This is a genomic window from Leptolyngbya sp. UWPOB_LEPTO1 (assembly GCF_017302695.1).
Taxonomy (GTDB): Bacteria; Cyanobacteriota; Cyanobacteriia; order Leptolyngbyales; family Leptolyngbyaceae; genus Leptolyngbya; species Leptolyngbya boryana.
The window spans coordinates 83,105-107,670 of the sequence record NZ_JAFLCJ010000007.1 but is presented as its reverse complement, the minus strand read 5'-3'; the positions used below and the strand labels follow the sequence as shown (position 1 = coordinate 107,670).

Below are 24,566 nucleotides of genomic sequence, written 5' to 3'. Positions count from 1 at the left end.
GTGGAGATTCATCACGATCGCGTTCTGATCTACCAGATTTTCCGCTATAGTGCCGAAGGGAAAGCGTGATTTGATGTTAGGAGAGTACTGGTGTTAGGGATCATGCGCTGGCGAGGGACGGCTAAAACTCTTTCAGTCTCATTCGTGTTGGCAATGTTGTTGAATTGGGGGACAGCCCCTGCGTTTGCTGCCTCTTCAACTAAGCTAGCAGGCAAGATTTCAGAAGTGTCGCCGCCTGATGTAATTCAGCAGTTGCACGATCTGACTGATCAATATCAGCCTCAAGTCTCGATCGTATCTCCTCGTCAAAATGAGGTGCTGCAAGACAATACCGTTTCGGTGAAGCTGAATGTCAAAGACTTGCCGCTGCGCAAAGACGAGAAATTTGGGCTAGGGTCGCATTTGCACGTCTTTCTTGACGATCAGCCGTATCAAGCGGTTTACGATACGAGTCAGCCGCTCATTTTCAAGGATTTAGCAGCCGGAACCCATACTTTGCGAGTCTTTGCGGGTCGTCCTTGGCACGAAAGCTTTAAGAATGACGGAGCATTTGCTCAGACGACTTTCCATGTGTTTACAAAAACACCGACCAATAATCCTGATCCAAAATTACCGCTTTTAACTTATAACCGACCGCAAGCGACCTATGGCGCAGAGCCGATCTTATTAGATTTCTATTTAACGAATGCTCCGTTGCATCTGGTCGCTCAGGAAGACGATAAAGATGATGTGTCGGATTGGAAAGTCAAAGTAACGGTCAATGGCGATAGTTTTACCGTCGATCGCTGGCAACCGATCTATCTCCAAGGCTTTAAACCTGGCAAAAACTGGGTACAACTGGAGTACGTTGACGACAAAGGCAATCCCGTTGCCAATGTATATAACAATACGGCTCGCGTCTTCACGTATGAGCCGAACGGGAAAGATCCACTGTCAAGGTTAGTTCGTGGCGAAATTCCGTTTGCAGAGGCGGTGTCGATCGTTGATCCAACCTTTAAACCCGCAGCCAAAGCGCCTGAAGTTGCTCCAACTCTAGAACCTGCACCCGTAATTCCGCCTGTTGTTGTCCCTGCTCCTGAACCAGAATTCTCCAAGCCTGTTGAAGAACCGAAGGCAATTGAAGAACCCAAGCCTGTTGAGGAAGCTCCAAAACCGAAAGAAGCTGAAAAACCCGCAGGTGGATTCTTTAATCGATTCAAACGGTCTGAACCTACGAAACCGGAACCAGCCGTTGTAGCTCCTGCCGTTGTAGAACCCGAAGTTTCCGAACCGGAAGTCATTGAGCCAGAAGTGTCTCAACCCGAGGAACCAGTCATGGTCGCCCCTGAGACTCCTAAAGTGCCAGAGAAACCTAAAGGTGGATTCTTTAATCGCTTCAAGCGCCCCGAAGCTCCAGTCGTTCCGCCTGAACCGAGTCCTGCACCCGAAGTCATCACAGAACCAGAAGTGAAGGCAGAAGAGCCGGAAGTTTTAACGCCAATTGAAGTTCCGCCTGTGAAGGCTACCCCTGCACCAGGTGGATTCTTTAATCGCACTCAGCCGCCGATCATTCCAGTCGTTCCAGCTCCAACGGAAGTACCAACAATCGAGCCGTCACCCGTCGAAACAATCCCAGAACCTGTCGAAGTTGCGCCTGCTCCAGCAGTTCAAGAAAAACCAAAATCGAACTTCTTCGATCGCTTTAAGCGTCCAGAACCCAAACCCGCTCCAGTCGAAGTAGCGCCCGTTGAAGAACCGAAACCTGTTGAAGAACCACCAACAGTTGAAGCAGAACCTGAAGTAATTGAAGTTTCGCCTGCTCCGGCAGTCCAAGAAAAACCGAAATCGAACTTCTTCGATCGCTTTAAGCGCCCAGAAATCAAACCTAATCCGGTCGAAGTAGCGCCCGTTGAAGAAACGGCTCCAATCGTTGAAGAAACGCCAACGGTTGAAGCAGAACCCGAAGCAATTGAGGTCGCTCCGGCTCCAGAGGTTAAAGAGAAGCCAAAATCAAGTTTCTTCGATCGCTTTAAGCGCCCAGAATTCAAACCTGCTCCAGTCGAAGTAGCACCCGTTGAGGAACCGAAACCTGTTGAGGAACCATCAACCGTTGAAGCAGAACCTGAAGCAATTGAGGTCGCTCCGGCTCCAGAGGTTAAAGAGAAGCCAAAATCGAGTTTCTTCGATCGCTTCAAGCGTCCAGAACCTAAACCTGCTCCAGTCGAAGTAACGCCGATTGAAGAATCAAAACCCGTTGAGGTTATCCCTACGCCAGAAGTGAAAGAAACGCCAGTTGAAACACCGAAACCCGTTGAAACTGAGCCAGAAGTAAAAGCGACACCGAAAGTTAATCCGTTCGATCGCTTCAAACGCCCTGAGCCGAAACCCATCATTGTTGCTCCAAGCCCAACTCCAGTTCCTGATGCCGTTTCTGCTCCAGCAGTCGAACCTCCAGTCGTTCTAGAAACAAAGCCTGCTGAAGAAGTTAAACCCGAACCCAAGCTGAATCCTTTGGAAAAATTGCGTCAGGCAGTTCCCAAACCTGTTGAACCGCCAGTCGTGGAGAAAGTAGAACCGCCCGTAACCGAGGCAGAACCTGCTGCCCCTTCAGACTTTGAGCCTCAGACTGAGCTTGAGCGTCGTCTCGGTATGCCTCTGAAGCCTCGTGTTGCTGCACCTGCGCTATCGTCAGAAGGAAACGCAGAATAAAACGCTCATGGTTCGCGCACCGGAGTTTCCGAAAAATCTCACTTGGTTAAATGTTCAGCGTCCTCTGTCTCTCAAAGAGTTTAGGGGACGCATTCTTTTGCTAGATTTCTGGACGTATGGCTGTATTAATTGCATTCACAGCCTACCGGATTTGAAATATTTGGAAGATAAGTATCACGATCGCTTAACTATCCTCAGCATTCACTCCGCAAAATTCGAGAATGAAAGTTCGATCGAGAATATTCGCCAAGCCATTTTGCGCTATGAAATTACGCATCCGGTCTTAGTCGATCGCGATTTTCAAGTTTGGGAGTCTTATGCTGTTCGCGCTTATCCAACCTTCGTTTTGATTGACGCAAATGGGCGAATTGTAAGAACGATCGCTGGAGAAGGCAGAAGAGAATTACTCGATCAACTGATTGGCGAATTAGTCAACGGAATCGAGCCAAAAGACATCCAGTTTGAGTTAGAAGACATGCCAATTTCGCCATTAGCTTTCCCGGGAAAAGTTTTGGCGAGCGATCGCTTATTCATTGCCGATTCAGGACATCATCGAATTGTCGTTACAACCTTTGAAGGTGAAGTCTTAGACATTATTGGCACAGGTTTTTCAGGCTTAAAAGACGGTTCATTTGATGAGGCACAATTCTCAAATCCCCAGGGAATGACGATTCACCAAAATATTCTCTATGTTGCTGACACTGGAAATCATGCAATTCGCTGTATTGATTTAGAGAAGAGAATTGTCTCGACGATCGCTGGAACTGGCAATCAAAGCAAAACAATCTATCCGCATGGTGGCAAAGCTTTAGAAGTGGATCTGAATTCACCTTGGGATTTGGTGTGGAACGGCTATCGCTTATTTATCGCGATGGCAGGCGCACATCAGATTTGGGAAATGAAAGAAAATGTCATTCAAACTTTTGCCGGAACTGGAGCCGAAGCCAGTTTTGATGGAGCCATTCAAGAAGCGGCTTTTGCTCAACCGAGTGGGATTACGACAAATGGAAAAGAATTATGGATTGCCGACAGTGAAACAAGTTCGATTCGATCAATTGATTTAGCAACTTCTCAAGTGAAAACAGTTTGCGGTGGTGGAGATTTGTATAACTTCGGTGATGTTGATAGCATCGGGGAAACGGCTCGATTACAACATTGTTTAGATGTCGAATTTGCAGAACAATTGTGGATTGCAGATACTTACAATCACAAAATCAAGCGCGTAAACTCCGATGGATTTTGTCAAACCGTTTTCACAGAATCGTTTTCTGAACCATCTGGAATTAGCGCAACTGCAACGCACTTATTTATTGCAGATACAAATCATCATGCGATTCGGAAAATTGATTTGAAAACTTTGGAAATTTCATCGATCGACTTTCCAAGTCTCTGTGCTCCAACCGTCTGCTTTCCGCACTACATTTCAGCACTAAAAAAGGGGGACTCCAAAGAGCGCCCCCATGAACAAGGTGAATAGAAACTTACTGAGGATTTTGGCGATACCAATCGATCGTCTTTTTCAGTCCTTCTTCAAAGCTCACCTGAGCTGAGAATCCAAACTTCTCCTTCGCCCGCTGCGTATCCAAACAGCGGCGAGGCTGACCATTCGGCTTATCCGTTTCCCAAACGATCTCGCCCTTAAATTCCATCAAATCGCAGAGCAACGTAATCAAATCCCGAATCGAGATTTCATAACCCGTGCCTAAATTCACAGGTTCGCCCTCGCTGTAATGCTGAAGCGCAGTGATAATCCCGCGCGCTGCATCATCCACATAGAGAAACTCACGCGTCGGACTGCCATCTCCCCAAACGGGTAACGTCGCCGCACCCGCTTGTTGAGCTTCATAGACCTTCCGAATCAAAGCGGGAATCACATGCGAACTGCTCGGATCAAAATTGTCCTCCGGCCCATACAGATTTACAGGCAGGAGATAAATGCCATCAAATCCATACTGTTGACGATACGACTGAAGTTGCACTAAAAGCGCTTTCTTCGCGACACCATACGGCGCATTCGTCTCTTCTGGATAACCGTTCCAGATATCATCTTCTTTGAACGGAACAGGTGTGAATTTGGGATACGCACAAATCGTTCCTGCACAGACAAACTTCTGTACCCCTGCTTCGTAAGCAGCATGAATCAATTGCGTTCCCATCATCAAGTTGTCGTAAAACAACTCAGCAGGTTTTTCGCGATTTAGCCCGATGCCCCCAACATGTGCCGCCAAATGCACCACGACATCTTGTTGATCAACCGCTCGTTGGCAATTTTCCATCTTGCGAAGATCGAGATCGTGCGATCGCGGTACGGTAATTTTTTGTGGGTCAGCCCCCGATTCGCACAACTGACGAACCACTTGGCGACCCAAGAATCCTGCTCCACCTGTAACCAGAATGCGCTTATTGTGAAGATCAAACGTTGTTGAGGTCATGACTTAATTTCCTTGCTTAGAAAGAGACTCCAGCGAGGTTCTGGCGAACAGTTGCATAATCTGCTACCTTCGCGTGCCCATTACCAGGGGTACTGATTCCCAAAGCTTGCAGATCAGCATCCACCATCAGATGCACCAACTCTTCAAACGTTACAGAAGGTTCCCAACCCAACTGTTTCTTCGCCTTCGCTGGATCGCCAATCAAGAGATCGACTTCCGCCGGACGCAAGTAGCGTTCGTCAAATTCAACATAGTCCTTCCAATCTAAGTTGACGCGACCGAAAGCAATATCTAGAAACTCATGCACTGAATGCGTTTCACCCGTTGCTACAACGTAATCGTCTGGCTGCTCTTGCTGCAACATTAACCACATTGCCCGCACATAATCTTTCGCATAGCCCCAGTCGCGTTTTGCGTCGAGGTTACCCATGAACAGCTTCTTCTGACGACCTGCAACGATTTGTGCTACGGCACGAGTAATTTTGCGGGTCACAAATGTTTCACCCCGGCGTGGAGACTCGTGATTGAACAGAATGCCATTACAAGCAAACATGTCATACGACTCACGATAGTTCACGGTCTGCCAGTGCGCGAATACTTTTGCACACGCATAAGGACTGCGAGGATAGAACGGTGTTTCTTCGGTTTGCGGAACTTGCTGAACTTTTCCGTACATTTCTGAAGAACCCGCTTGGTAGTAGCGGACTTGTTCCCCGATGCGTTGCTGATAGTCCCGAACCGCTTCGAGAATTCTTAACGCGCCCATGCCAACCGCATCAGCCGTATATTCTGGAGCATCAAAACTGACGCGAACATGAGACTGCGCCCCTAAGTTATACACTTCCGAAGGCTTCACTTCTTCAAGAATGCGCCGGAACGTCGTACCATCGGTCAAATCCCCGTAGTGCAGGAAGAGGCGTGCGCCTTCAACATGAGGATCTTCGTAAATGTGATCGATACGATCGGTATTAAACGTCGAAGTTCTTCGGATAATTCCGTGGACTTCATACCCTTGTTCGAGTAAAAGTTCACTTAGATAGGAACCATCTTGACCCGTGATACCCGTTACCAGTGCGCGTTTACGTTGCGTCATTCTTTACTTTCCTCACCTGCAATTACAGAAACTGCTGGACATCAATTAAACCTGGGTTGTTGCGCTCGATCGCCATTTTCGGCGCACGAAACAAGCTGTACCTAGTTAACCCTAAGTGCAGCGCAAATAACACCAAAATAACACCCAACCTTACAGCAAAAGGTTCAACTTGTCTGTGAAAGAACCATGGACTTAGAATAAGATTCGCTAAATTTTAGAAGTTTCAGCCGCTTCAGTCACAATTTATCCCAGTCACAATTCGTTGATGGAGTCATCGATATGGCATCAGAACTCAATCGCTTCCAACTCGAAAATGGAAAGGATGCGAACTCGCCAAACTGCTAACCATTACGGAGATGATTCACGTAATCCGGATTACTCGACTCAATTTCGCAAGTTTGAACGCCAAACGGCTTAATACGCTCCGTTATTTTTCGGAAAGACAACGACTCCGATCGTTTTGACAATGATCCAGAGGTCGAGCAGAAAATTGTGACAGCTCGCATAATAGACATCAATGCGAACCCGCTGCGGGTAGGGAATATCATTACGACCCGACACTTGCCACAAGCCGGTAATTCCTGGGCGAATCGTTAAGACTTTATCGATATGAGCGCCGTATTTGGGGAGTTCTTCGACGACAAGCGGGCGTGGACCGACAACACTCATGTCTCCGACCAAGACATTCCAAAACTGGGGAAACTCGTCCAGGCTAGTAATTCGTAAGAACTTGCCGATCCAGGTAATGCGTGGATCAGATTTCAGTTTGAACGTCGTTTCAAATTCTTCGCGCATTTGTGGGGAGGTGCTGATTAGATCCATCAGCACTTCATCCGCGTTTCTCACCATTGTTCTAAATTTGATGCAGCCGAAGCGCTTGAAATCTTTTCCAACTCGCTCTTGGACATAAAAGATCGGCCCTGAAGAACTCAGAGCAATCAACAATGCCAAGATGAAATAGACCGGAGAGAAAAGAATCAGAACGGACAGCGAAAATACGATATCAAACAGACGTTTGGCAAAATCGGTTTCAAGCGCATTCCGAGTATTGAAAATTGACGGTTTACCAATCGGCTTACCACGCTTGAAGATTGACCGAATCCGCTTGCCGGGAACAAATTGGCTATCGGCAGTCATCTTACTCCTTACTTTTTCCACACCACACACACACAGTCCTGATCATAAAGCCATAGACTCGTTTCGCGTTAAATTTGCTCCCCAATTCGGCGAGTATTTTTAACGAGATTGAAATTCTCGATAGGCTCGATCGATGAAATCAAGATATCGTTGTTTGAAAATATCCGGGTGAAAGTTCATGGCAAATGATCTCGAAGCTTCGGGCTGAAAGATTGCCTGATGCTGTTCAAACGCTTGAACGGCTTCGACGATCGCGGCTTCTGTCTGATTTGGAAACAGAATTCCTGTACCTTGAGATTGGTATTCTCGTAAGTCTCTCACAGTTTCAGCCGTTCCACCCGCACCATAGGCAATAACAGGCGTACCACAGGCTTGCGCTTCGACCGGGGCAATTCCAAAATCTTCGTAGGCAGCATAGACAAACGCTTTTGCTTGTTTCATATATTGCTCTACAACGTCATCGGGCTGCCATCCTAAAATTTTGATATTCGGTTTTGCAATCTTCTGAATTGTTGACAATTCTGCGCCGCTACCGATCACAACTAAGGGAAGATCGAGTTGATTAAATGCCTGAACAATTAGGGGTATTTTTTTATAGCCAACCAGCCTTGAAACAGTCAGGTAATAATCTTGTTTTTGCGGTTCATAAGAGAAGCGATCGACTTCAACAGGCGGATAGATCACTTCAGCAGATCGTCGATAACATCGCCAAATTCTGCGCGCGGTATGGTGAGAATTGGCAATGAAATAGTCCACTCGATTCGATGAGATGACATCCCATTGTCGTAATTGATGCAAAAGATATCGCGTGAAAATTCCAGCAATTCCATGCCCAACCCGACTATTGCGGAGATATTCAAACGTCATATCCCAGACATACCGCATGGGAGCGTGACAGTAGCAAATGTGCAGTTGATGGGGAGAGGTGATTACGCCCTTGGCAACAGCATGATACGACGAGAGAATAACGTCGTATTCGTGGAGATCGAGTTGTTCGATCGCGATCGGTAAAAACGGCAAATATTTTTGCACCCCGTTTTTGGCGAAGGGAAAATGCTGCAAAAAGGTAGTTCCGATTTTGCGCCGATAGAGATAGCTGTTGGGATTGACCGATTCAAAATCGATCAAGGCATAGAGATCGGCATCAATATGTTTGAGAATTTCTTGAACGACGAGTTCTGATCCGCCTGTTGCTTTAGGGGTCAGCCACTCATGGACTAGGGCGTACTTTAAATTCACGATCGCGTATTTCTCATCTCTGGCACAGATTCTATCGTTATTTATGAGTGCAGACTGTCTGAGATTGCATTGTAGAGTAGATCAAAGTGATGGGCTTAGCGAATGAGAACTCGCTAGGGTACGAGAAGTCGTATATCGTCGATCTTGTAGTGTTCCATGCAATTGTGCGATCGAGTTTGGGGGTTGAGATGATTACTGCACTTGCCGTATTAGTGGCTTTAGGAATTTTAGCCGTAGGATTTAATCGTGCTCGTCCTTACGGCAAACTTGGCATTCTGGCTTGGTTTCAGTCTGTAGTACTGATGTCTCCGTGGATTATTTTTTTCGGCTTATTTTCGGCAGGAATTTATCTCAATTTGGCGGGAATGCTCCTGCTGTTTGTGATTTCGACGGGAATTTATATCTGGATTGGGCGAAAGCTGAGAGCCGAAGGGCAGGAATTCTTGGCACAAAGAGCAGCAGCGAAAGTCGCGATCGAGTCTGCTTTTCCTAAATCGGATGACGCGACTGAAGCGCCAGTCATGATTCCACCTGAGAGCCTATCGATTCCGAATGAAGATCTCCAAGCCATTAAAAGTATTTTTGGCATTGATACTTACTTTTTAACTGAAACGATTTCATATCAAGATGGCGCAATTTTCAAAGGGAATTTGCGCGGCGATCCAGACTCTACCCATGCAAAACTAACCGAGAATTTGAAAGCCCAAGTCGGCGATCGCTATCGGTTATTCCTCATCGAAAATCAGGAAGAAAAGCCTGTCGTCGTCGTGTTACCGAGCAAAAACGACCCGAAGCCGTTGACGTTAACACAAACTTTATTGTCGATCGTGCTGTTTCTTGCCACGATCGCTGCAAGTTTAGAAACAGGGGGCATTTTACTCGGATTTGATTTTTACGGTTCTCCAGAGCGATACGCAGAAGTACTGCCGTTTAGCATAGGGATTCTAGCGGTTTTGTTAGCGCATGAATTTGGGCATTGGATTGTCGCAAAACGTTACCAAATCAAATTAAATTTGCCGTTTTTTATTCCCACCTGGCAGATTGGCTCGTTTGGAGCGATCACCAAATTCGCGTCGTTGTTGCCTAATCGATCGACGTTATTTGATATTTCAGTTGCAGGGCCACTCGCTGGTGGAGCCGTTGCATTCGGGATGTTAATTGCTGGATTGCTGATGTCGCATGAAGGCAGTGGGTTTAAAGTTCCGACACAATTCTTTGAAGGATCGATCTTGGTTGGAACCTTGGCGCGTGTAATTATGGGAGCGGAGATTCAGCGATCGATTGTTGAAGTCAGCCCCTTGGTGGTACTGGGCTGGATTGGCTTAGTCGTGACGGCCATTAATGTCATGCCCGCAGGACAGCTCGACGGCGGTCGGATTGTACAAGCCATCTATGGACGCAAGATTGCGGCTCGCGCTACAGTCGCGACGATCATTATTTTGGGATTAGCTTCGTTTGTCAATCCGCTAGCGTTATATTGGGCGATCGTGATTGTTGTTTTACAACGCACACCAGAACGTCCCAGTCTCAACGAACTGACTGAACCCGATGATGCCCGTGCCGGGATTGCCTTAGTTGTGCTGTTTCTCATGCTGATGATTCTTCTCCCACTGACCCCAAGTCTCGCCGGTCGCCTAGGCATTGGCGGCTAGTTGTTTCACCTGCCCCAGATTATGTTGGATGCCCCTGAAATTTTCTTGCTCATCGACCTCAATACACTCTTCGCCTGTAAACCCTATGAGTGGCTGGAATTTAGCCCGATGGGTCGCTGTTTTGTACCAGAGGCAGTTCATCAAGAGTTAGAAGCTTGGGCAGGTCATCGGAGCGACACAGCCGAATCAAAAATTGCGCGGGAATATTGCCGATTGATGTTAGAAGGCGATTGGTACCTGGCACGATCGCCCATTCACGCCGACACACAGCGCCCATTCACGAGACGCGCCAGACTCGCCATCGATGTGCGCAACTCAGCCGAGTCCTTAGCGCAATCGAGTCCCAGACAATTAGTCGTAGTGGTATCGAACGATCGAGCTTTGCTTCAACAACTTCACGCCCTGCGTCTGGATAATCTCACTGGCGTTCCAGTGAGTACTTTCCTGACTTGGAGCCGCACGAAACGCCAGCCGCCTGTTGTAATTCAGCATGTGCGATCGATGCAGTCGCATTCTCTCCAAGTACTGAGTGCTGGAAATCACAGACACTTACGCCCATTCTTGACCTCAAATTATCCGAAGTTCTCTTCTCAGCCTGTGTATCAATCTACGTGGCGCGATCGTGTATTGCCACTGCTGCCTCTGATTTTAATTCTGAGTGGCTTAACGTTGGGGTGGTGCTTCGCACAGCCTTTCATTCAGCAACTTCCCTCTACCTCAGAGCAAAATCAGTAAGTAACTTGTGATCGCATCCGCGCGTCCTCTCTCCATGAAGCCCTCTGCGAGTGTTTATGCGTTCCCCTGTTCAGATCATTTCTGCGATCGTCTTGATGAGTGCCTTATCTCTTGGTAGTGGCATTCCGCTTTTGCAAGCCTCTGCCGCCCCAATACGTCATCCGACAGTCCTGCTGACCACTGCTTATCCAAAAACATTGAGTTGGCGAGTGCGAAAAGATCTAGCACGCCGAGTTGGAATTCCCACGACTGAGTTGAGGGTCATGCAAGCAGAACGCAAAACTTGGGGAGATGGCTGTCTCGAATTGCCAAAAACAGATGAATTTTGCACCCAACAACTCATTGAAGGCTGGAAAGTTGTGGTTGCTCATCAGAATCAAACGTGGGTTTATCACACAGATTTGCAAGGTCGATTGCTCAGACTCGCTGAATCTCAACCGTCCGAACTTCTACCCAAGAATGTTGTGTTTCGATCGCGCATGAGCGGCGGATTTGCAGGTCAAACGTATGACACCATTTTGTTGAGCGATGGCACAATGCAGCAAGCCATTGATATGGGGGGAGATCCACGACGAACTCAAAGCGCTTCTTCATCAGCATCACTGCGAGCTTGGAAGATCACACCCCAAAAAGTTGAAGAATTTCGCGAACTGTTGAAGCGTGAACAATTTCAGAATTTCAATCGCAAGACTTACTCTCCTCCTCAAGGTGCCGCCGATTTCTTCATCGTAACTTTAGCCAGTCCCGTAGGAACCGTTCAGTATGCGGACATTGAGCAAGAAAACTTACCGCGATCGCTCCAAACCATCATTCAAGCCTGGAACGCCCTCAAATAACCCCACTCCCCCACTCCCTACTCCCCACTTTCCGCAAATTCCCCTATCTCCCCCCTGTTAGTTCCCCGAATTCCCCGGGTACGTTTCATAAAGACTTTATACGGCATTCGAGGAAACGCATGAGGCGAGAAAAACTCAAGCTGTTGATCGTGGATGATGAGCCGGATAATCTCGATCTGCTTTACCGTACCTTCCGGCGAGACTTCGACGTGATTCGGGCGGAAAGCGCGATCGAAGCGCTCAAAGTCCTTGATGAACAAGGCGAAGTCGCAATTATTATTTCAGATCAGCGAATGCCAGAAATGCTGGGAACTGAGTTTCTCAGTCGAACCGTCGATCGCTTTCCGGACACGATTCGGATTGTGCTAACGGGCTATACCGATGTCGAAGATCTCGTCGATGCCATTAACTCTGGCAAAGTATTCAAATACATCACCAAGCCTTGGAAGTCTCAACAGCTTCAAGTCGTTGTCGAGCAGGCGGCTGAGACCTATCAAGTGCTAAAACAGCGCACAGCGGATTTACGACGGGCACTCAGACGCGAATCGTCGTTGAATGCCATTACAACCGCGATTCGCGAATCGCTGGATTATCAAAACATGCTGCACACGATCGTGGAAACGATCGGGCTGACCTTTGAGGCAAGTTGCTGCATGTTACATCCCGTCGAAGGTGAACGGTTGAAATCCAATTCAGCCATGTATTGTGCAGTGAATGTGCCCTTCAAGAGTTGTGAAGACGATCGCACTTCAGACCTGGTACAAATCGTACTGCACGATAGCACAGCCAGAATGAAGAGCCAAAATCCACCGCATTTTGTGCTGCCGTTGCGCTACCAAAAAGACCTCCTCGCGATTCTGTCTCTGCATCGAGAATCCGATCAGCCATTCTGGTCAACAGAAGACTTAGAACTGATCGAAGTCGTCACAGAACAAGCAGCCTTGGCGATTTCTCAAGCAAGACTCTATCGTCGAACTCAGGAGCAAGCGGAACAAATTCGAGCCGAGTTAGAAGTCGCACGCCAGATTCAGACCAATCTCCTGCGGCAGACGCTTCCGCGATTAGACAATCTTAAAGTACAAGCTTGTTGTCATCCCGCTCGTGAAGTTGGAGGAGACTTTTTTGAAGTCTATCAGCATCCCCAAGGCGATTTATGGCTAGCCGTGGGCGATGTCTCAGGCAAGGGAGTTCCGGCAGCTCTGTTTATGGCAAGTGCGATTTCCGTGTTGCGGCGGGAATTGTCACAAGAAGTTTCTCCAGAACCAGATGAAGTGATGCGAAATTTAAACAGCATTCTCTCGCAAGACTTAATGGGCACAAACTGTTTTATTACAATGGTTTTGGCGCGATATACCCGATCGAGCGGACAATTAGTTTATGCGAATGCAGGTCATATCTACCCCTTAGTTTGGTCAAAGCATACGATCGCGCAAGCCATTGAGCCAACTTATTTGAAAGTCCGAGGCATTCCCCTAGGGATATTACCGAAATGGAACGCGATTGCCGGAAAACGATTGCTTCAAGATGGAGAAATCTTATTATTAACCAGCGATGGAATTACTGAGGCAACCGTGCGACCAGAAGGAGAAGTCAATTTAGCGAGCGATCCCGCAAGGGCGATGTTACGACAAACCGGGTTATGGAAGTTACTACAGCAAGCGGGAGAAAGTTTGGATCTCAAACAGCTGCTTGCCCAAATTCAGGCGCACAATGCGATTCAAGAAGATGATCAAACGATTCTGTCTCTGGAGGTTCTCTAACCCATGAAGACTGAACTTCACGTTCCGAGCGATTTGCGATTTCTCACGGTAGTTGAATCCTGGCTATTAGAGAGTCTCAAAATTGAAATTGGCGACCAAATTGATTGGACACGACAATCGAGTCGGCTACGGTTGGCTTTGGTTGAGGCTTACTCAAATGTGGTGCGGCATGCCCACCGCAATCAACCGGATCTTCCGGTCGTGGTGCGATTGGAATTGAGAGATCGAGATTTAGCGATCGAGATCTGGGATCACGGACAGGGGTTTGACATTTCGAGCTATTTGGCTCCATCTCCTGAAATGATGCAAGAGCATGGCTATGGCTGGCTGATTCTAAATCGACTGATGGATCGGGTGGAATATCAGCTTCAGGTCAATGGGCGGAATTGTTTGAAACTTCAAGCCAATCTGCTAGAAATGTCAGCACAATCATCCAGATAATCTCAATTTTGAGCTTCAAGATAAGGTTCAACTCGACTCCACTCGCACCGATCGAGCAGCGAACGTGATGCAAATCTTGACTCCGCCATCCACGCGGAATGAGCGGAGCCGCCCCCTCGGTTAACGCCCCAAATCGTGTAATTCATGAATTGCATCCGCACAACGCTGCGTAATGGCTTCGAGTTCTGCCCGATTGGTCGTAGTTGGCGCTTCGATCACTTTTCCAATCCGAATCGTAATCGGCACAGGTTGAGGGAATTTTCCGTGCTTGAAAATCTCATGTGTCCCCCACAGACTGACCGGAATTAGCGGGGAGTTTGTTTTTGCAGCAATCCAAGCGGCTCCTAATTTTGGATCAGCAATTCGCCCGTCTGGCGTGCGAGTGCCATCGAGAAAAACGCCCGTTGCCCATCCTGACTCGATCGAGGTCATCGCCGCTTTCATCGCCGCGCGATCGCCGGTTCCGCGCTTCACAGGATAAGCTCCATAGGCAGTAATCGCCTGTTTGAGGACGGGCACGTTAAACAGTTCTTCTTTTGCCATGTAGGCGACAGGTCGCCCGATCGCACAAGACAATAAGGGCGGATCAAAATCGCTGGCATGGTTGCTCACGACGAGCAGCCGTCCTTGTTTTGGCACATTCTCCGCTCCGTAAATCCGTCCACAAAAGTAAGTGTGCAGAACCGGAGACACCACAGACCATTTGAACAGGTGATAGAGAACCAGACTGATCAAAGGTTCTCGATCGCGGGAAATTTCGGCACTCGGACGTTCGGAAGTTTGGCTCATAACAGATCAGCAAGGCTGCCCACATTTTCTAACACGAGATCGGGGCAAGTGCGTTTGATAATTCCAGTTAAAACTTTTCCAGGACCAACTTCAATCACGCGATCGACGTGTTCTTCTGGAAGTCTCAGCGAAATCTCTCGCCATCGCACCGAGCCTGTCATTTGCCGACTCAGCCGACTTTTTAACTCTCCGGCATTGCGGCTGGGAATCGGATCAACATTCGATAAGACAGGCATTTCAGCCGCTTTGAATTCGACCGCATCTAAAACGGTCTTAAATTGCTCCGCCGCGTCTGCCATCAGCGGCGAGTGAAATGCACCGCTGACGTTCAGCTTTACAGCCTTTTTCGACTTCACTTGCGCCATCACCGTTTCAACAGCTTCCGGTGTTCCAGAAATGACCACCTGACCAGAATTATTGTCATTGGCTAACACGGCACCTGGCGTGTCAGCTAAAACCGCTTCGAGTTGGGCGCGATCGAATCCTAACAAAGCCGCCATCATTCCATCGGAGGCGCTGTCCATTAACTCAGCACGCCGTTGCATCAGACGCAACCCGGACTCGAAATCAAACACACCTGCAGTGTACAGAGCAGAGTATTCGCCTAAACTATGCCCCGCAACAAAGTCGGGCATTTGCCCTTTTTCTTTGAGCAAATCTGCCAAAATCGTTTCAACAACGTAGAGACAAGGCTGAGTGTACAGCGTTTGAGAAACTTTATTTTCGGGACTCTGGCAGATCTCGACCACGGACCATCCTAAAATCTGTTCTGCTCGATCAAATGTTGCCTTCGCTGCGGGAAGTTCGAGTAAGTCACTGCCCATTCCAATTGCCTGAGATCCTTGCCCAGGGAACACCCATGCCGTCTTTGCCATTGTCGTGAATTGTTGTGAATTAAATTTAAAGTCAGTTTCGCCCTGATTCCCTTGAAGGTCAGGGCAGGAGGATTGCTAACGCCCCCATTGAAAAATTGCTGCACCCCAGGTCAAGCCAGCACCAAATCCTGAAGCTGCGATCGTATCTCCGGGCTTGACCAATCCATCTCGCACCGCTTCATCTAATGCAAGAGGAATCGATGCCGCTGAAGTATTGCCGTATTTTGCCAGATTACTAATCACTTTCTCGGAAGGAATCTTTAATCGATTCGCAACCGCATCCAAAATCCGCTGATTTGCCTGGTGCAATAAGAGCCAATCGACAGAATCAGTCTTCACGTTTGCCCGAAATAAAGCTTTTTCGATCACTTCCGGCACGCGTTTCACGGCAAATCGGTAGACTTCCTGCCCGTTCATGGTAATCGGCTGAAAGTTGCCCTGACCGATTTCACAATCTTCCGATAACTGCTTCGATTCGCCTGAATAAGCTAAATTCAAGCAGCGATTCTGAGTGCCATCACTGCGAAGTTCAAACCCGAGTAACCGATCGCTTTGATTTGCTTGGATCACAACCGCTCCGGCTCCGTCTCCAAACAAAACACAGGTGCGACGATCGCTCCAATCTACCCAGCGCGACAAGACATCCGCCCCAATCAACAAGACATTACGATAAGCTCCGGTGCGAATGTATTGTGCAGCGGTCACGAGTCCAAATACAAAGCCCGAACAAGCGGCTGTCAAATCAAACGCGACCGCTTGGGACGCTCCGATCGCGGCTTGTACCTGACACGCACTGCCAAATAAATCATCTGGGGTCGAAGTTGCCAGCAGAATCAAATCAATTTGATCGGGTTCAAGTCCAGCCATGTCGATCGCAGATTTTGCCGCTTGCGATGCCAGATCGACCAACGTTCCCGAAGGCTCGCTTAAGTGTCGTTGGCGAATCCCTGTGCGTGAAGCGATCCACTCATCAGACGTTTCGACCACTTGACTTAACTGATCATTCGTAACCGTCGGATTGGGCGCGGCTGATCCACATCCGGTGATGGCGACTCCGACCCCTGAATATTCCACCAAAATTGTTCACTCCAAATGGGTTGAGGTGAGTTAACTGTCCGCACGAACAGCAACCGTCGGATCGTAACTTGAGCGAATGCGATCGAGAACTGTGTTGTCGATCGCATCTTTCGCAAGTCGCGCAGCATTGAAGATGGTTGGAGCTTGCGAACTGCCGTGGCTGATAATGCAAACACCGTCTACACCCAGCAATAGACCGCCGCCATGTTCTGCGTGATCCATGCGTTGCTTAATTCGCTTCAGATTTGGACGAAGGAAGGTGACTCCGGCTTTACCATGCAATCCGCGCGGTAACTCTTCGCGCAAGATTTGCAGTGCGACTTCTCCCACCGCTTCCGCAAATTTCAGCAAGACGTTTCCAGCAAAGCCATCGCAGACAATCACATCAAAATGACCGGACAGAACATCGCGTCCTTCGGCGTTGCCGATGAACGGAATCGCTGGATTAGCACTTAGCAATTCATGCGTTTGAATTGCCAATTCGTTGCCTTTATTCGGTTCTTCGCCAATGTTCAGCAAGCCAACTTTCGGTTCAGAGTTGCCTAAAACATATTGAGAATAGATTGTCCCCATCAGAGCAAATTGCTCTAAGAATTTAGGGCGACAATCAACGTTTGCACCCACATCGAGAATCAGAACGGGCTTACCCGCGATCAGCGTCGGCAGAACTGCCCCGATCGCTGGACGATCGATTCCTTTCAACCGTCCCAATTTCAGAAGTGCAGCCGCCATCGCCGCACCAGAATGCCCTGCTGAGACGACCGCATCCGCTTGCTTCTTCTTCACCAAATCCATTGCCACATTGATCGAGGCTTTTGGCTTGCGACGTAGCCCGACGAGCGGTTCTTCTTCCATTTCGACTGTTCCTTCGGAGGGCACAATTTCAATATCAGAAGAATGCGTATGATGCTTTAAGGCAGCTTCCACTTGGTGTGGATCGCCGACCAAGACGACATCGACATCGAGTTCTGCATGTGCTCTCACCGCACCCGCGACGATTTCATCCGGGGCATTATCTCCACCCATTGCATCGATTGCAATTTTTACCCGCGTTGATCCCATTGGCTCTAAGTTCTTAAAAACCTTCCAAATTTTATCAGCAGATTGCGCTTAGATTCGCGGATGCCGAAGCGATCGCTCTAACCTCAATCTACTTTCTAAATCTAACGATTCGATTGCTCTATTTTGCCTTACTAGGGTGACATCTTGAGAAGTGTAGTAGAACACGTTAGGCTGTCTGCGTTCCCATTCTCTTGTCTATGCACGCGATTCTCGCCAAATTCTGGAAATCGAACCATCTTTTGCGATCGCTCGTGGTTGCCAGTTTTGCGATTTTCTTGATTTGTAGCATCATTCGACATTTACTCCTGCAATCGAATGCGTTGGATTTAGGATATTTCGATCAGGCGATTTATTTAATTAGCCAAGGAATAACGCCGATCATTTCGTTCCGTCCGTATCATGTGCTGGGTGATCATGCGGCTTGGATTTTGTATGCGATCGCTGGAATCTACAAGATTTTTCCAAGTGTGTATTGGTTGTTTGTGATTCAGAGTGCAGCCTTTGCGACTTCAGCAATTCCCGTTTGGTATTTAGCAAAACAGGCAGGATTAGATCGCGCAAAATCGAATGCGATCGCGATCTCTTTTTTGCTCTATCCCCTGGTTTTTAATCTCAATTTGTTTGATTTTCGTCCTGAAGTCATTTCACTGCCCTTGTTTTTCACGGCAATCTGGGCAGCGCGCGCTAATCGAATGGGTTGGTTTACGCTTTGCGTTGTGCTGATTTTGGGATGTCGAGCGTCTTTAGCCCTGTCGATCGCGGCAATGGGAATTTGGCTCATCGGCTTTGAGCAGCGCAAGCGATTGGGCGCGATCGCGTTAATTTTGGGAGTCAGTTGGTTCATCATTGCGACGCAGGGGATTATTCCTCACTTTCGTCCTAGCGGAGCCGATTATGTGATGCGCTACAGCTACTTAGGCAATTCGCTGACTGAGATTGTTCAGAACTTAATTCTGAGACCTTGGCTGTGGCTCGGTCGCCTCTTGTCGATCGACCGTTTATTTTATTTGCTACTCGTATTTATTCCGATTGGATGGGGATTTTCTATCCGGCACTTTGCGCCATTGATTGCAACCGTTCCAGTGTTTGCGATGAATCTCTTGTCTGAGATGTCGAACCAGCGAGATTTGGTGCATCAATATTCTTTGCCGATTTTGCCGTTTCTTATGGTGATGGCGATTTCGACTGTCGCGGCAAATCCGAATCGTCGATCGCGGTTGATTCTAGTTTGGTCGCTGATTGCATTTTTGGCTCTGGCAAAATTTGGCTACTTTGGGTCACGGTATCTAGAACGTGTTCCAATGCTGTCAGGAGCCTATACCGCGATCGAGCAAATTACGACTAAAGAACCCGTCTTAACAACTAGCTATTTCGTGCCTCACCTAACGCATCGAGTCATGATCGACTACACGAAATTTACGGAACCGCCGAAAGATTTAAATAAGTTTCGGTATATTCTGCTGAATCTAGAGCAACCCGGTTGGGCAAGTCGTCCGGAGTTGGCTCAACAAATTTTCTCTGAAGCGCAGGCGAATTCAGCCTTCCAGCTTCAATATCAACAGGATCAACTCTACTTGTTTGTCAAAAAATCCTGATCAGATCTCTCGCCCAACGTAGATGAGAGTAGTGTTCCTCCGTTTTATCGTTATATCCGTAAATACCGAAGCAACGATGACAACTTTGAATGCTCAATGATGCTGAGAATTCATGAAAGTTTAAAGATCTAGGTCAGTAGCCGTAACCGTATAAAGCTAGCAAGAAGAGAGGCTCAAAAATATTGCGCCTCCTCCTTAGGTAGTGTTTAGTCTACGTAGTTCCGTGCATCTCACCCACCAGGGTGATAGGTTGTTTTCAGACCTCTTGCTTTCACCTAGCAATTTTTTGAGCAAGTTTTAGTCGCATTTAAACCTTGCTTGATTTAGCTGAATCAAGGTTTCAAGCGCCGCTGTTGTCGTCACACTTCCTCAATCCTGTCGTTAAACGGTTTTGCCCGGACACTTGTTATGTTAAACCTGCCGCCATCAAGCAATAGTGGCGATCGTGCGCTCCAATTCTTGAAAACCTATCCCGCTCTTTCGCGATCGCTTTTACTGGATTGTGGGCACGACATCGATAAAATTTCCACATTGGTTGAGCCGATTTTAGAAGCTCCAAAGCGCTGTGCCACAGCTTATTACATTCAGGCGGTCACGACTGGACGTTCGGCATTTCTGACGACAAATTTAGTAGATTCAGACCAAGTACAGTTAACAGCGATCGCTTCGACTTGGTTGATCGGCAGAAGCCGAAATTGTGCAATTTCGCTGTCACAGCCCTCGATTTCGCGCTGTCATGCCGTGATTGGACATCAGCCAGAAGGGTTTTACATCATGGATGTCGGCAGCAGTAATGGGACGTTTTTAAAGGGGCAAAGATTACCTGTACTCGAACGCCGCACCCTGTCCGATGGCGATTGCATTGCATTGAGTCATCTTCAGGTTGAATTTTTTGTTGTGAGTATGCAAGGAGGATTTTCGGATTGGGGAGAAGCGACATCTCCGGGATGAGCAGTGAAAGAGCAGAGTTGTCTTGATCACAGTCGCTTTGATGGGGGAGTGGGGGAATAGGGAGCAATCTGAGTCTGGTTTACTCCCCATTCTCCCACTTTTCAAAATTGTCGATGAGTAGGAGAGAGATTCCATCCTCATTCCACTCTTCAATTCTTGACTAATACGCCGATCGCGCTAAATCTTCCGCTTGCTGAATCGGTGAATTTCCATCTGTTTGAGGAATCACCTTCTTCTCGGCATTTGAGCCGCTATAGTACTGCCACTTCCAATCCTCAACTTCTGGCATATCACGACCGTGTTCGACGATATAACGCTTATGTTTCGTCAATTTATCGCGTGCGATCTGCTTTACATATCCGCCGACATTCGTGAGTTTTGGAACTCGATCGATGACATCTTGCGCTAAATGAAATCGATCCAAATCGTTCAGGACAACCATATCAAATGGGGTGGTCGTCGTGCCTTCTTCTTTGTATCCCCGCACATGGATATTATGGTGATTCGTTCGACGATAGGTGAGTCGGTGAACTAACCACGGATAGCCATGAAAGGCAAAGATAACAGGCTTATTCGTTGTGAAAATTGAATCAAAATCGCGATCGGATAAACCATGCGGATGCTCAGATTGCGGTTGCAGGGTCATCAAATCGACGACATTCACAAATCGAATCTTCAAGTCTGGAAAATGAGCGCGGAGAAAATCGACTGCCGCTAAAGCTTCCAAGGTTGGGACATCGCCCGCACTTGCCAGAACTACATCTGGTTCAAACCCGCGATCGTTACTTGCCCAATCCCAAATTCCGAGTCCTGCGGTGCAATGTGCGATCGCTCTTTCCATATCTAACCATTGCAACTGAGGCTGTTTACCAGCCACGATCACATTGACGTAATGGCGGCTTCTCAGGCAATGATCCGCGACCGATAACAAGGTATTCGCATCGGGTGGAAGATAAACCCGCGTCACCGTTGGCTTTTTGTTCATGACCACATCGATAAAGCCTGGATCTTGGTGAGTAAATCCGTTGTGGTCTTGTCGCCAGACATGAGACGTGAGTAAATAATTCAGCGATGCAATTGGTCTTCTCCAAACAATATGACGGCAAGCTTCTAGCCATTTCGCATGTTGATTAAACATCGAATCAACGATGTGAATAAATGCCTCATAGCATGAGAAAAAGCCATGACGACCCGTGAGCAAATAGCCTTCGAGCCAGCCTTGGCAAAGATGTTCGCTTAAGATTTCCATCACTCGACCATCGATCGCAATGTGATCATCGTTCGGCAGAATCTCGCCTGTGAAGACGCGATCGGTGGCTTCTAAAACCGCATTCAATCGATTGGAATTATTCTCATCGGGCGAAAACACGCGGAAATTCTGGTTGGCTTGGTTTTGCACCATTACATCTCTGAGAAACTTGCCTAAAACTCGTGTGGATTCCGTTTCGACCTGTCCAGGTGCATCGACTGGAACAGCATATTTTTCAAATTTGGGCAGGTTCAAATCTCTGAGCAGTAATCCACCATTCGCATGGGGATTTGCACCCATTCGGCGATCGCCCTTGGGAGCTAGTTCTGCCAATTCTGGAATGAGCCGACCCGTTTCATCAAATAATTCTTCAGGTTTATAACTTCGCATCCATTCTTCCAACATGCGGAGGTGATCCGGCTTACTTGCCATTTCGGCAAGCGGAACTTGATGCGCGCGGTACGTATTCGCAACTTGCACGCCATCGACGATTTTAGGTCCTGTCCATCCTTTTGGCGTTCTCAAAATCATCATCGGAAACTGAGAACGCTCTTTGAATCCATGCGTTCTGGCTTCGCGTTGAATGCCTTGAATTTCCTGCACAATTTCATCCAAGGTCGCCGCCATCAATTGATGCATCGTGTCTGGATCGTCACCTTCGACAAAATAAGGCTTGTAGCCATAGCCGATAAAGAGATGTTCTAATTCTCGATCGCTAAGCCGCGCTAAAACAGTCGGATTTGAAATCTTGTAGCCGTTGAGATGCAGAATCGGCAACACTGCACCATCACGGGCTGGGTTCAAGAATTTATTAGAATGCCAACTGGTCGCTAATGCGCCTGTTTCAGCTTCTCCGTCGCCAACCACGCAGCAGACCAATAAATCAGGATTGTCGAAAGCTGCACCGTAAGCATGAGCGATCGAATATCCCAATTCTCCGCCTTCATGAATTGACCCAGGCGTTTCGGGTGCAGCGTGACTAGGAATTCCACCAGGGTAGGAGAATTGCGTAAACAGCTTATCCATGCCTTCTGCATCTTGAGTGATGTGAGGATAAAATTCGCTGTAGCTTCCTTCAAGATATGTATTGGCAACCATCCCAGGCCCCCCATGTCCTGGACCCGCAATGTAAATGCAATTGAGGTCGTAGCGACAAATCAAGCGATTGAAATGAGCATAGATAAAATTCAAACCCGGCGTTGTTCCCCAGTGTCCAAGCAGTCGGGGCTTAATATGTTCAATCTTTAAAGGTTGTTTGAGTAAAGGATTATCTCTGAGATAAATTTGTCCAACTGAAAGATAGTTGGCAGCAGACCAATAAGCATTGATTTTATGCAGTTCTTCCGAACTCAAAGGACTAGAAACGGATGCCGAATTTGCAACTGTCATAAAGATTTTCGCCAATGAATCGCGCTTCATCTTGGAAAATATGGCGCGATTCTGTCTCTGTCGATCGATAGAACTTGATGACTGAGAGAAAATTTCGGCTAGTCAAGGGCGTGGAATGTGGGGTGTGGGGTGTGAAGGAATGGGAGAAATAGGGAGATAGGGAGCAATCTCAGTTTGGGTTCTCCCTACTCCCTATCCCTTATCAGATTTGTCGCGGTAAACGCCTGGCCTGGCTATACCTCAAAGATTGCACCTCTTTGAGTCAAATCTCGCTTCATTTCTCTAGAAAACCAGCGAGGCTCGTTAAATCGAGTCCGCTCTACATTTGCACCAATCAGATTGGTATCTGCAAGTACAGCACCCCGCAAATCTGCACCACTCAGATCTGCACCATACAGACTTGCACCGCTCAAATCTGAATTGGTCAGATGTGCCCGCCGCAACGTTGCATAGCTTAAATTCGTTTCGCTGAGTTTTGTTGCAGTTAAATCAGCGCTCGTCAACGTCGATCGACGCACATCTGCAAAACTTAATTTTGCTTGCGTCAAGATTGCACCTGTTAGATTTGCATTATCTAACGTCGCATTCACTAAAATCGCGCCAGATAAATCGGCGTTGATCAGAGATGCACCCGTGAGCGTTGCGTCAGTCAGGTTAGCTTGACTCAGTTTACTGCTGATCAGTCGAGCGTCCGTAAAGTCTGCGCTGATCAGGTTTGCACCAATGAGCGTCGCTTCGATTAAATCTGCATTTGTCATGTTTTTCGATCGCAGATCAATCCCGCTTAAGTCTGCTTCCGAAAAGTCTTGCAGCGGGTTCAATCCAGCGATCTGTGCTAAATCAAAAAAGTCGTCGGTATCAGCGGTCTTAACTTGCTCGATTAAATTCAGAAGAAGTTGAAGCGAGTGATCTTTGGTCATCATATATGCCTTGCCTAACTGAGACCATGTGGGGACATCTGGACGTTGCCCAGTTAGGAATACAAAACAGCCTTTACGAATTTCGTAAGAACCGAATGACAATTTGAGAGGATTGTCGGTCTCAGCGAAGATAGAAACAATCCTGATATCAGCAGACGTTAGGAATTACATTGTAGTATAAATTTTACGATCGCACATGTACGGCACGATCGCAATTCCGGATTACTCCTCAGTCCTCTGGAATAAAAAGCTTAACGTCGATTTGCGTTGTGCTGATGAAGTTCGATTAACCGCTCGATAATTGCTCGCTTGTTGCTGCTGAGATTGTTCGGAATCAGCGCTTCTCGACTCGCTGGGCTAGTCGTCACACCTGATATCTGCTCATCGTCAGAAGTGATCGCGATGGAAGCAGGGTGACCGTTTGAGTTAGAAGAAGACATAAGTAAACTGGGGGTTGATGAGCTGCAAAAAAACGATTGTGAAACACTAGAGGATTGTTCGATCCTCAGGTACATGAAGTACATGCCTCTGATACCGCCACTATAGCTCTTACGACCAGAAAATCGCATGACCTGAGTAGACGACGCGCTGATGCCTGGGTTCAGAATAGCATCGCTCTTAGGAGAGTGTAACTGCTATACAAAAC

The 24,566-nt window shown here is 47.7% G+C and carries 20 protein-coding genes; 9 read left to right on the top strand and 11 right to left on the bottom strand.

Annotated features, from left to right (window positions below; genetic code table 11):
* Positions 1 to 90 precede the first annotated feature (90 nt).
* A complete protein-coding gene (locus J0L70_RS12930) occupies positions 91 to 2,688 on the top strand; it encodes a hypothetical protein (RefSeq protein WP_287454865.1) in 2,598 nt (865 codons plus the stop codon).
* The gene (locus J0L70_RS12925; protein WP_287454864.1) at positions 2,645 to 4,165 is read left to right on the top strand and encodes a thioredoxin-like domain-containing protein; all 1,521 of its coding nucleotides are present in this window, start codon (positions 2,645 to 2,647) and stop codon (positions 4,163 to 4,165) included. The genes J0L70_RS12930 and J0L70_RS12925 overlap by 44 nt, the downstream gene beginning before the upstream one ends.
* A 4-nt stretch (positions 4,166 to 4,169) precedes the next feature.
* Here J0L70_RS12925 and J0L70_RS12920 read toward each other — a convergent pair whose 3' ends face one another.
* The 4 genes from J0L70_RS12920 to J0L70_RS12905 form a co-directional block, all read right to left on the bottom strand.
* Positions 4,170 to 5,120 (bottom strand): GDP-L-fucose synthase family protein, encoded by a 951-nt coding sequence (locus J0L70_RS12920; protein ID WP_287454863.1) that lies wholly within the window; start codon positions 5,118 to 5,120, stop codon positions 4,170 to 4,172.
* Between the two features lie 16 nt (positions 5,121 to 5,136).
* Positions 5,137 to 6,213, bottom strand: coding sequence for a GDP-mannose 4,6-dehydratase (gmd, locus tag J0L70_RS12915; protein ID WP_017287223.1), 1,077 nt, complete (start codon positions 6,211 to 6,213; stop codon positions 5,137 to 5,139).
* Between the two features lie 414 nt (positions 6,214 to 6,627).
* Positions 6,628 to 7,350: an undecaprenyl-phosphate galactose phosphotransferase family protein gene (locus tag J0L70_RS12910; protein ID WP_017287221.1), complete on the bottom strand. Its 723-nt coding sequence runs from the start codon at positions 7,348 to 7,350 to the stop codon at positions 6,628 to 6,630.
* A gap of 99 nt (positions 7,351 to 7,449) precedes the next feature.
* The gene (locus J0L70_RS12905; RefSeq protein ID WP_017287220.1) at positions 7,450 to 8,589 is read right to left on the bottom strand and encodes a glycosyltransferase; all 1,140 of its coding nucleotides are present in this window, start codon (positions 8,587 to 8,589) and stop codon (positions 7,450 to 7,452) included.
* An 89-nt stretch (positions 8,590 to 8,678) separates the two neighbouring features.
* On the opposite strand from J0L70_RS12905, the gene J0L70_RS12900 reads away from it, so the two are divergent.
* From J0L70_RS12900 to J0L70_RS12880, 5 genes are all read left to right on the top strand, one after another.
* Entirely contained in the window at positions 8,679 to 10,241 is a 1,563-nt protein-coding gene (locus tag J0L70_RS12900; RefSeq protein ID WP_017287219.1) for a site-2 protease family protein, read from the top strand.
* Positions 10,242 to 10,262: 21 nt separating this feature from the next.
* A complete protein-coding gene (locus J0L70_RS12895) occupies positions 10,263 to 10,976 on the top strand; it encodes a PIN domain-containing protein (protein ID WP_287454860.1) in 714 nt (237 codons plus the stop codon).
* Between the two features lie 56 nt (positions 10,977 to 11,032).
* Positions 11,033 to 11,812: a DUF8738 domain-containing protein gene (locus J0L70_RS12890; protein ID WP_017287217.1), complete on the top strand. Its 780-nt coding sequence runs from the start codon at positions 11,033 to 11,035 to the stop codon at positions 11,810 to 11,812.
* Between the two features lie 119 nt (positions 11,813 to 11,931).
* Positions 11,932 to 13,572, top strand: coding sequence for a SpoIIE family protein phosphatase (locus J0L70_RS12885; protein ID WP_017287216.1), 1,641 nt, complete (start codon positions 11,932 to 11,934; stop codon positions 13,570 to 13,572).
* A 3-nt stretch (positions 13,573 to 13,575) separates the two neighbouring features.
* Positions 13,576 to 14,013: an ATP-binding protein gene (locus tag J0L70_RS12880; protein ID WP_017287215.1), complete on the top strand. Its 438-nt coding sequence runs from the start codon at positions 13,576 to 13,578 to the stop codon at positions 14,011 to 14,013.
* A gap of 120 nt (positions 14,014 to 14,133) precedes the next feature.
* Here J0L70_RS12880 and J0L70_RS12875 read toward each other — a convergent pair whose 3' ends face one another.
* The 4 genes from J0L70_RS12875 to plsX all read right to left on the bottom strand — a co-directional run bounded on the left by J0L70_RS12875 (position 14,134) and on the right by plsX (position 17,816).
* Positions 14,134 to 14,802 (bottom strand): lysophospholipid acyltransferase family protein, encoded by a 669-nt coding sequence (locus tag J0L70_RS12875; protein ID WP_268241988.1) that lies wholly within the window; start codon positions 14,800 to 14,802, stop codon positions 14,134 to 14,136.
* Entirely contained in the window at positions 14,799 to 15,677 is an 879-nt protein-coding gene (gene fabD / locus J0L70_RS12870; protein ID WP_017287213.1) for an ACP S-malonyltransferase, read from the bottom strand. The genes J0L70_RS12875 and fabD overlap by 4 nt, the downstream gene beginning before the upstream one ends.
* Positions 15,678 to 15,752: 75 nt before the next feature.
* On the bottom strand, positions 15,753 to 16,751 hold the full coding sequence (locus J0L70_RS12865) for a beta-ketoacyl-ACP synthase III (protein WP_017287212.1): 999 nt from the start codon (positions 16,749 to 16,751) through the stop codon (positions 15,753 to 15,755).
* A 33-nt stretch (positions 16,752 to 16,784) separates the two neighbouring features.
* Positions 16,785 to 17,816 (bottom strand): phosphate acyltransferase PlsX, encoded by a 1,032-nt coding sequence (plsX, locus tag J0L70_RS12860; protein WP_017287211.1) that lies wholly within the window; start codon positions 17,814 to 17,816, stop codon positions 16,785 to 16,787.
* A 197-nt stretch (positions 17,817 to 18,013) separates the two neighbouring features.
* Between plsX and J0L70_RS12855 the strand changes: the two genes are divergently transcribed.
* Both J0L70_RS12855 and J0L70_RS12850 read left to right on the top strand, forming a co-directional pair.
* On the top strand, positions 18,014 to 19,411 hold the full coding sequence (locus J0L70_RS12855; protein WP_287454859.1) for a DUF2079 domain-containing protein: 1,398 nt from the start codon (positions 18,014 to 18,016) through the stop codon (positions 19,409 to 19,411).
* Positions 19,412 to 19,819: 408 nt separating this feature from the next.
* A complete protein-coding gene (locus tag J0L70_RS12850; RefSeq protein ID WP_017287209.1) occupies positions 19,820 to 20,362 on the top strand; it encodes an FHA domain-containing protein in 543 nt (180 codons plus the stop codon).
* Between the two features lie 160 nt (positions 20,363 to 20,522).
* On the opposite strand, the gene J0L70_RS12845 is transcribed toward J0L70_RS12850, so the two are convergent.
* The 3 genes from J0L70_RS12845 to J0L70_RS12835 form a co-directional block, all read right to left on the bottom strand.
* A complete protein-coding gene (locus tag J0L70_RS12845; RefSeq protein ID WP_287454857.1) occupies positions 20,523 to 23,030 on the bottom strand; it encodes a phosphoketolase family protein in 2,508 nt (835 codons plus the stop codon).
* Positions 23,031 to 23,233: 203 nt separating this feature from the next.
* Entirely contained in the window at positions 23,234 to 23,923 is a 690-nt protein-coding gene (locus J0L70_RS12840; RefSeq protein WP_017287207.1) for a pentapeptide repeat-containing protein, read from the bottom strand.
* 248 nt (positions 23,924 to 24,171) lie between these two features.
* A complete protein-coding gene (locus J0L70_RS12835) occupies positions 24,172 to 24,360 on the bottom strand; it encodes a hypothetical protein (RefSeq protein ID WP_017287206.1) in 189 nt (62 codons plus the stop codon).
* Positions 24,361 to 24,566 lie beyond the last annotated feature (206 nt).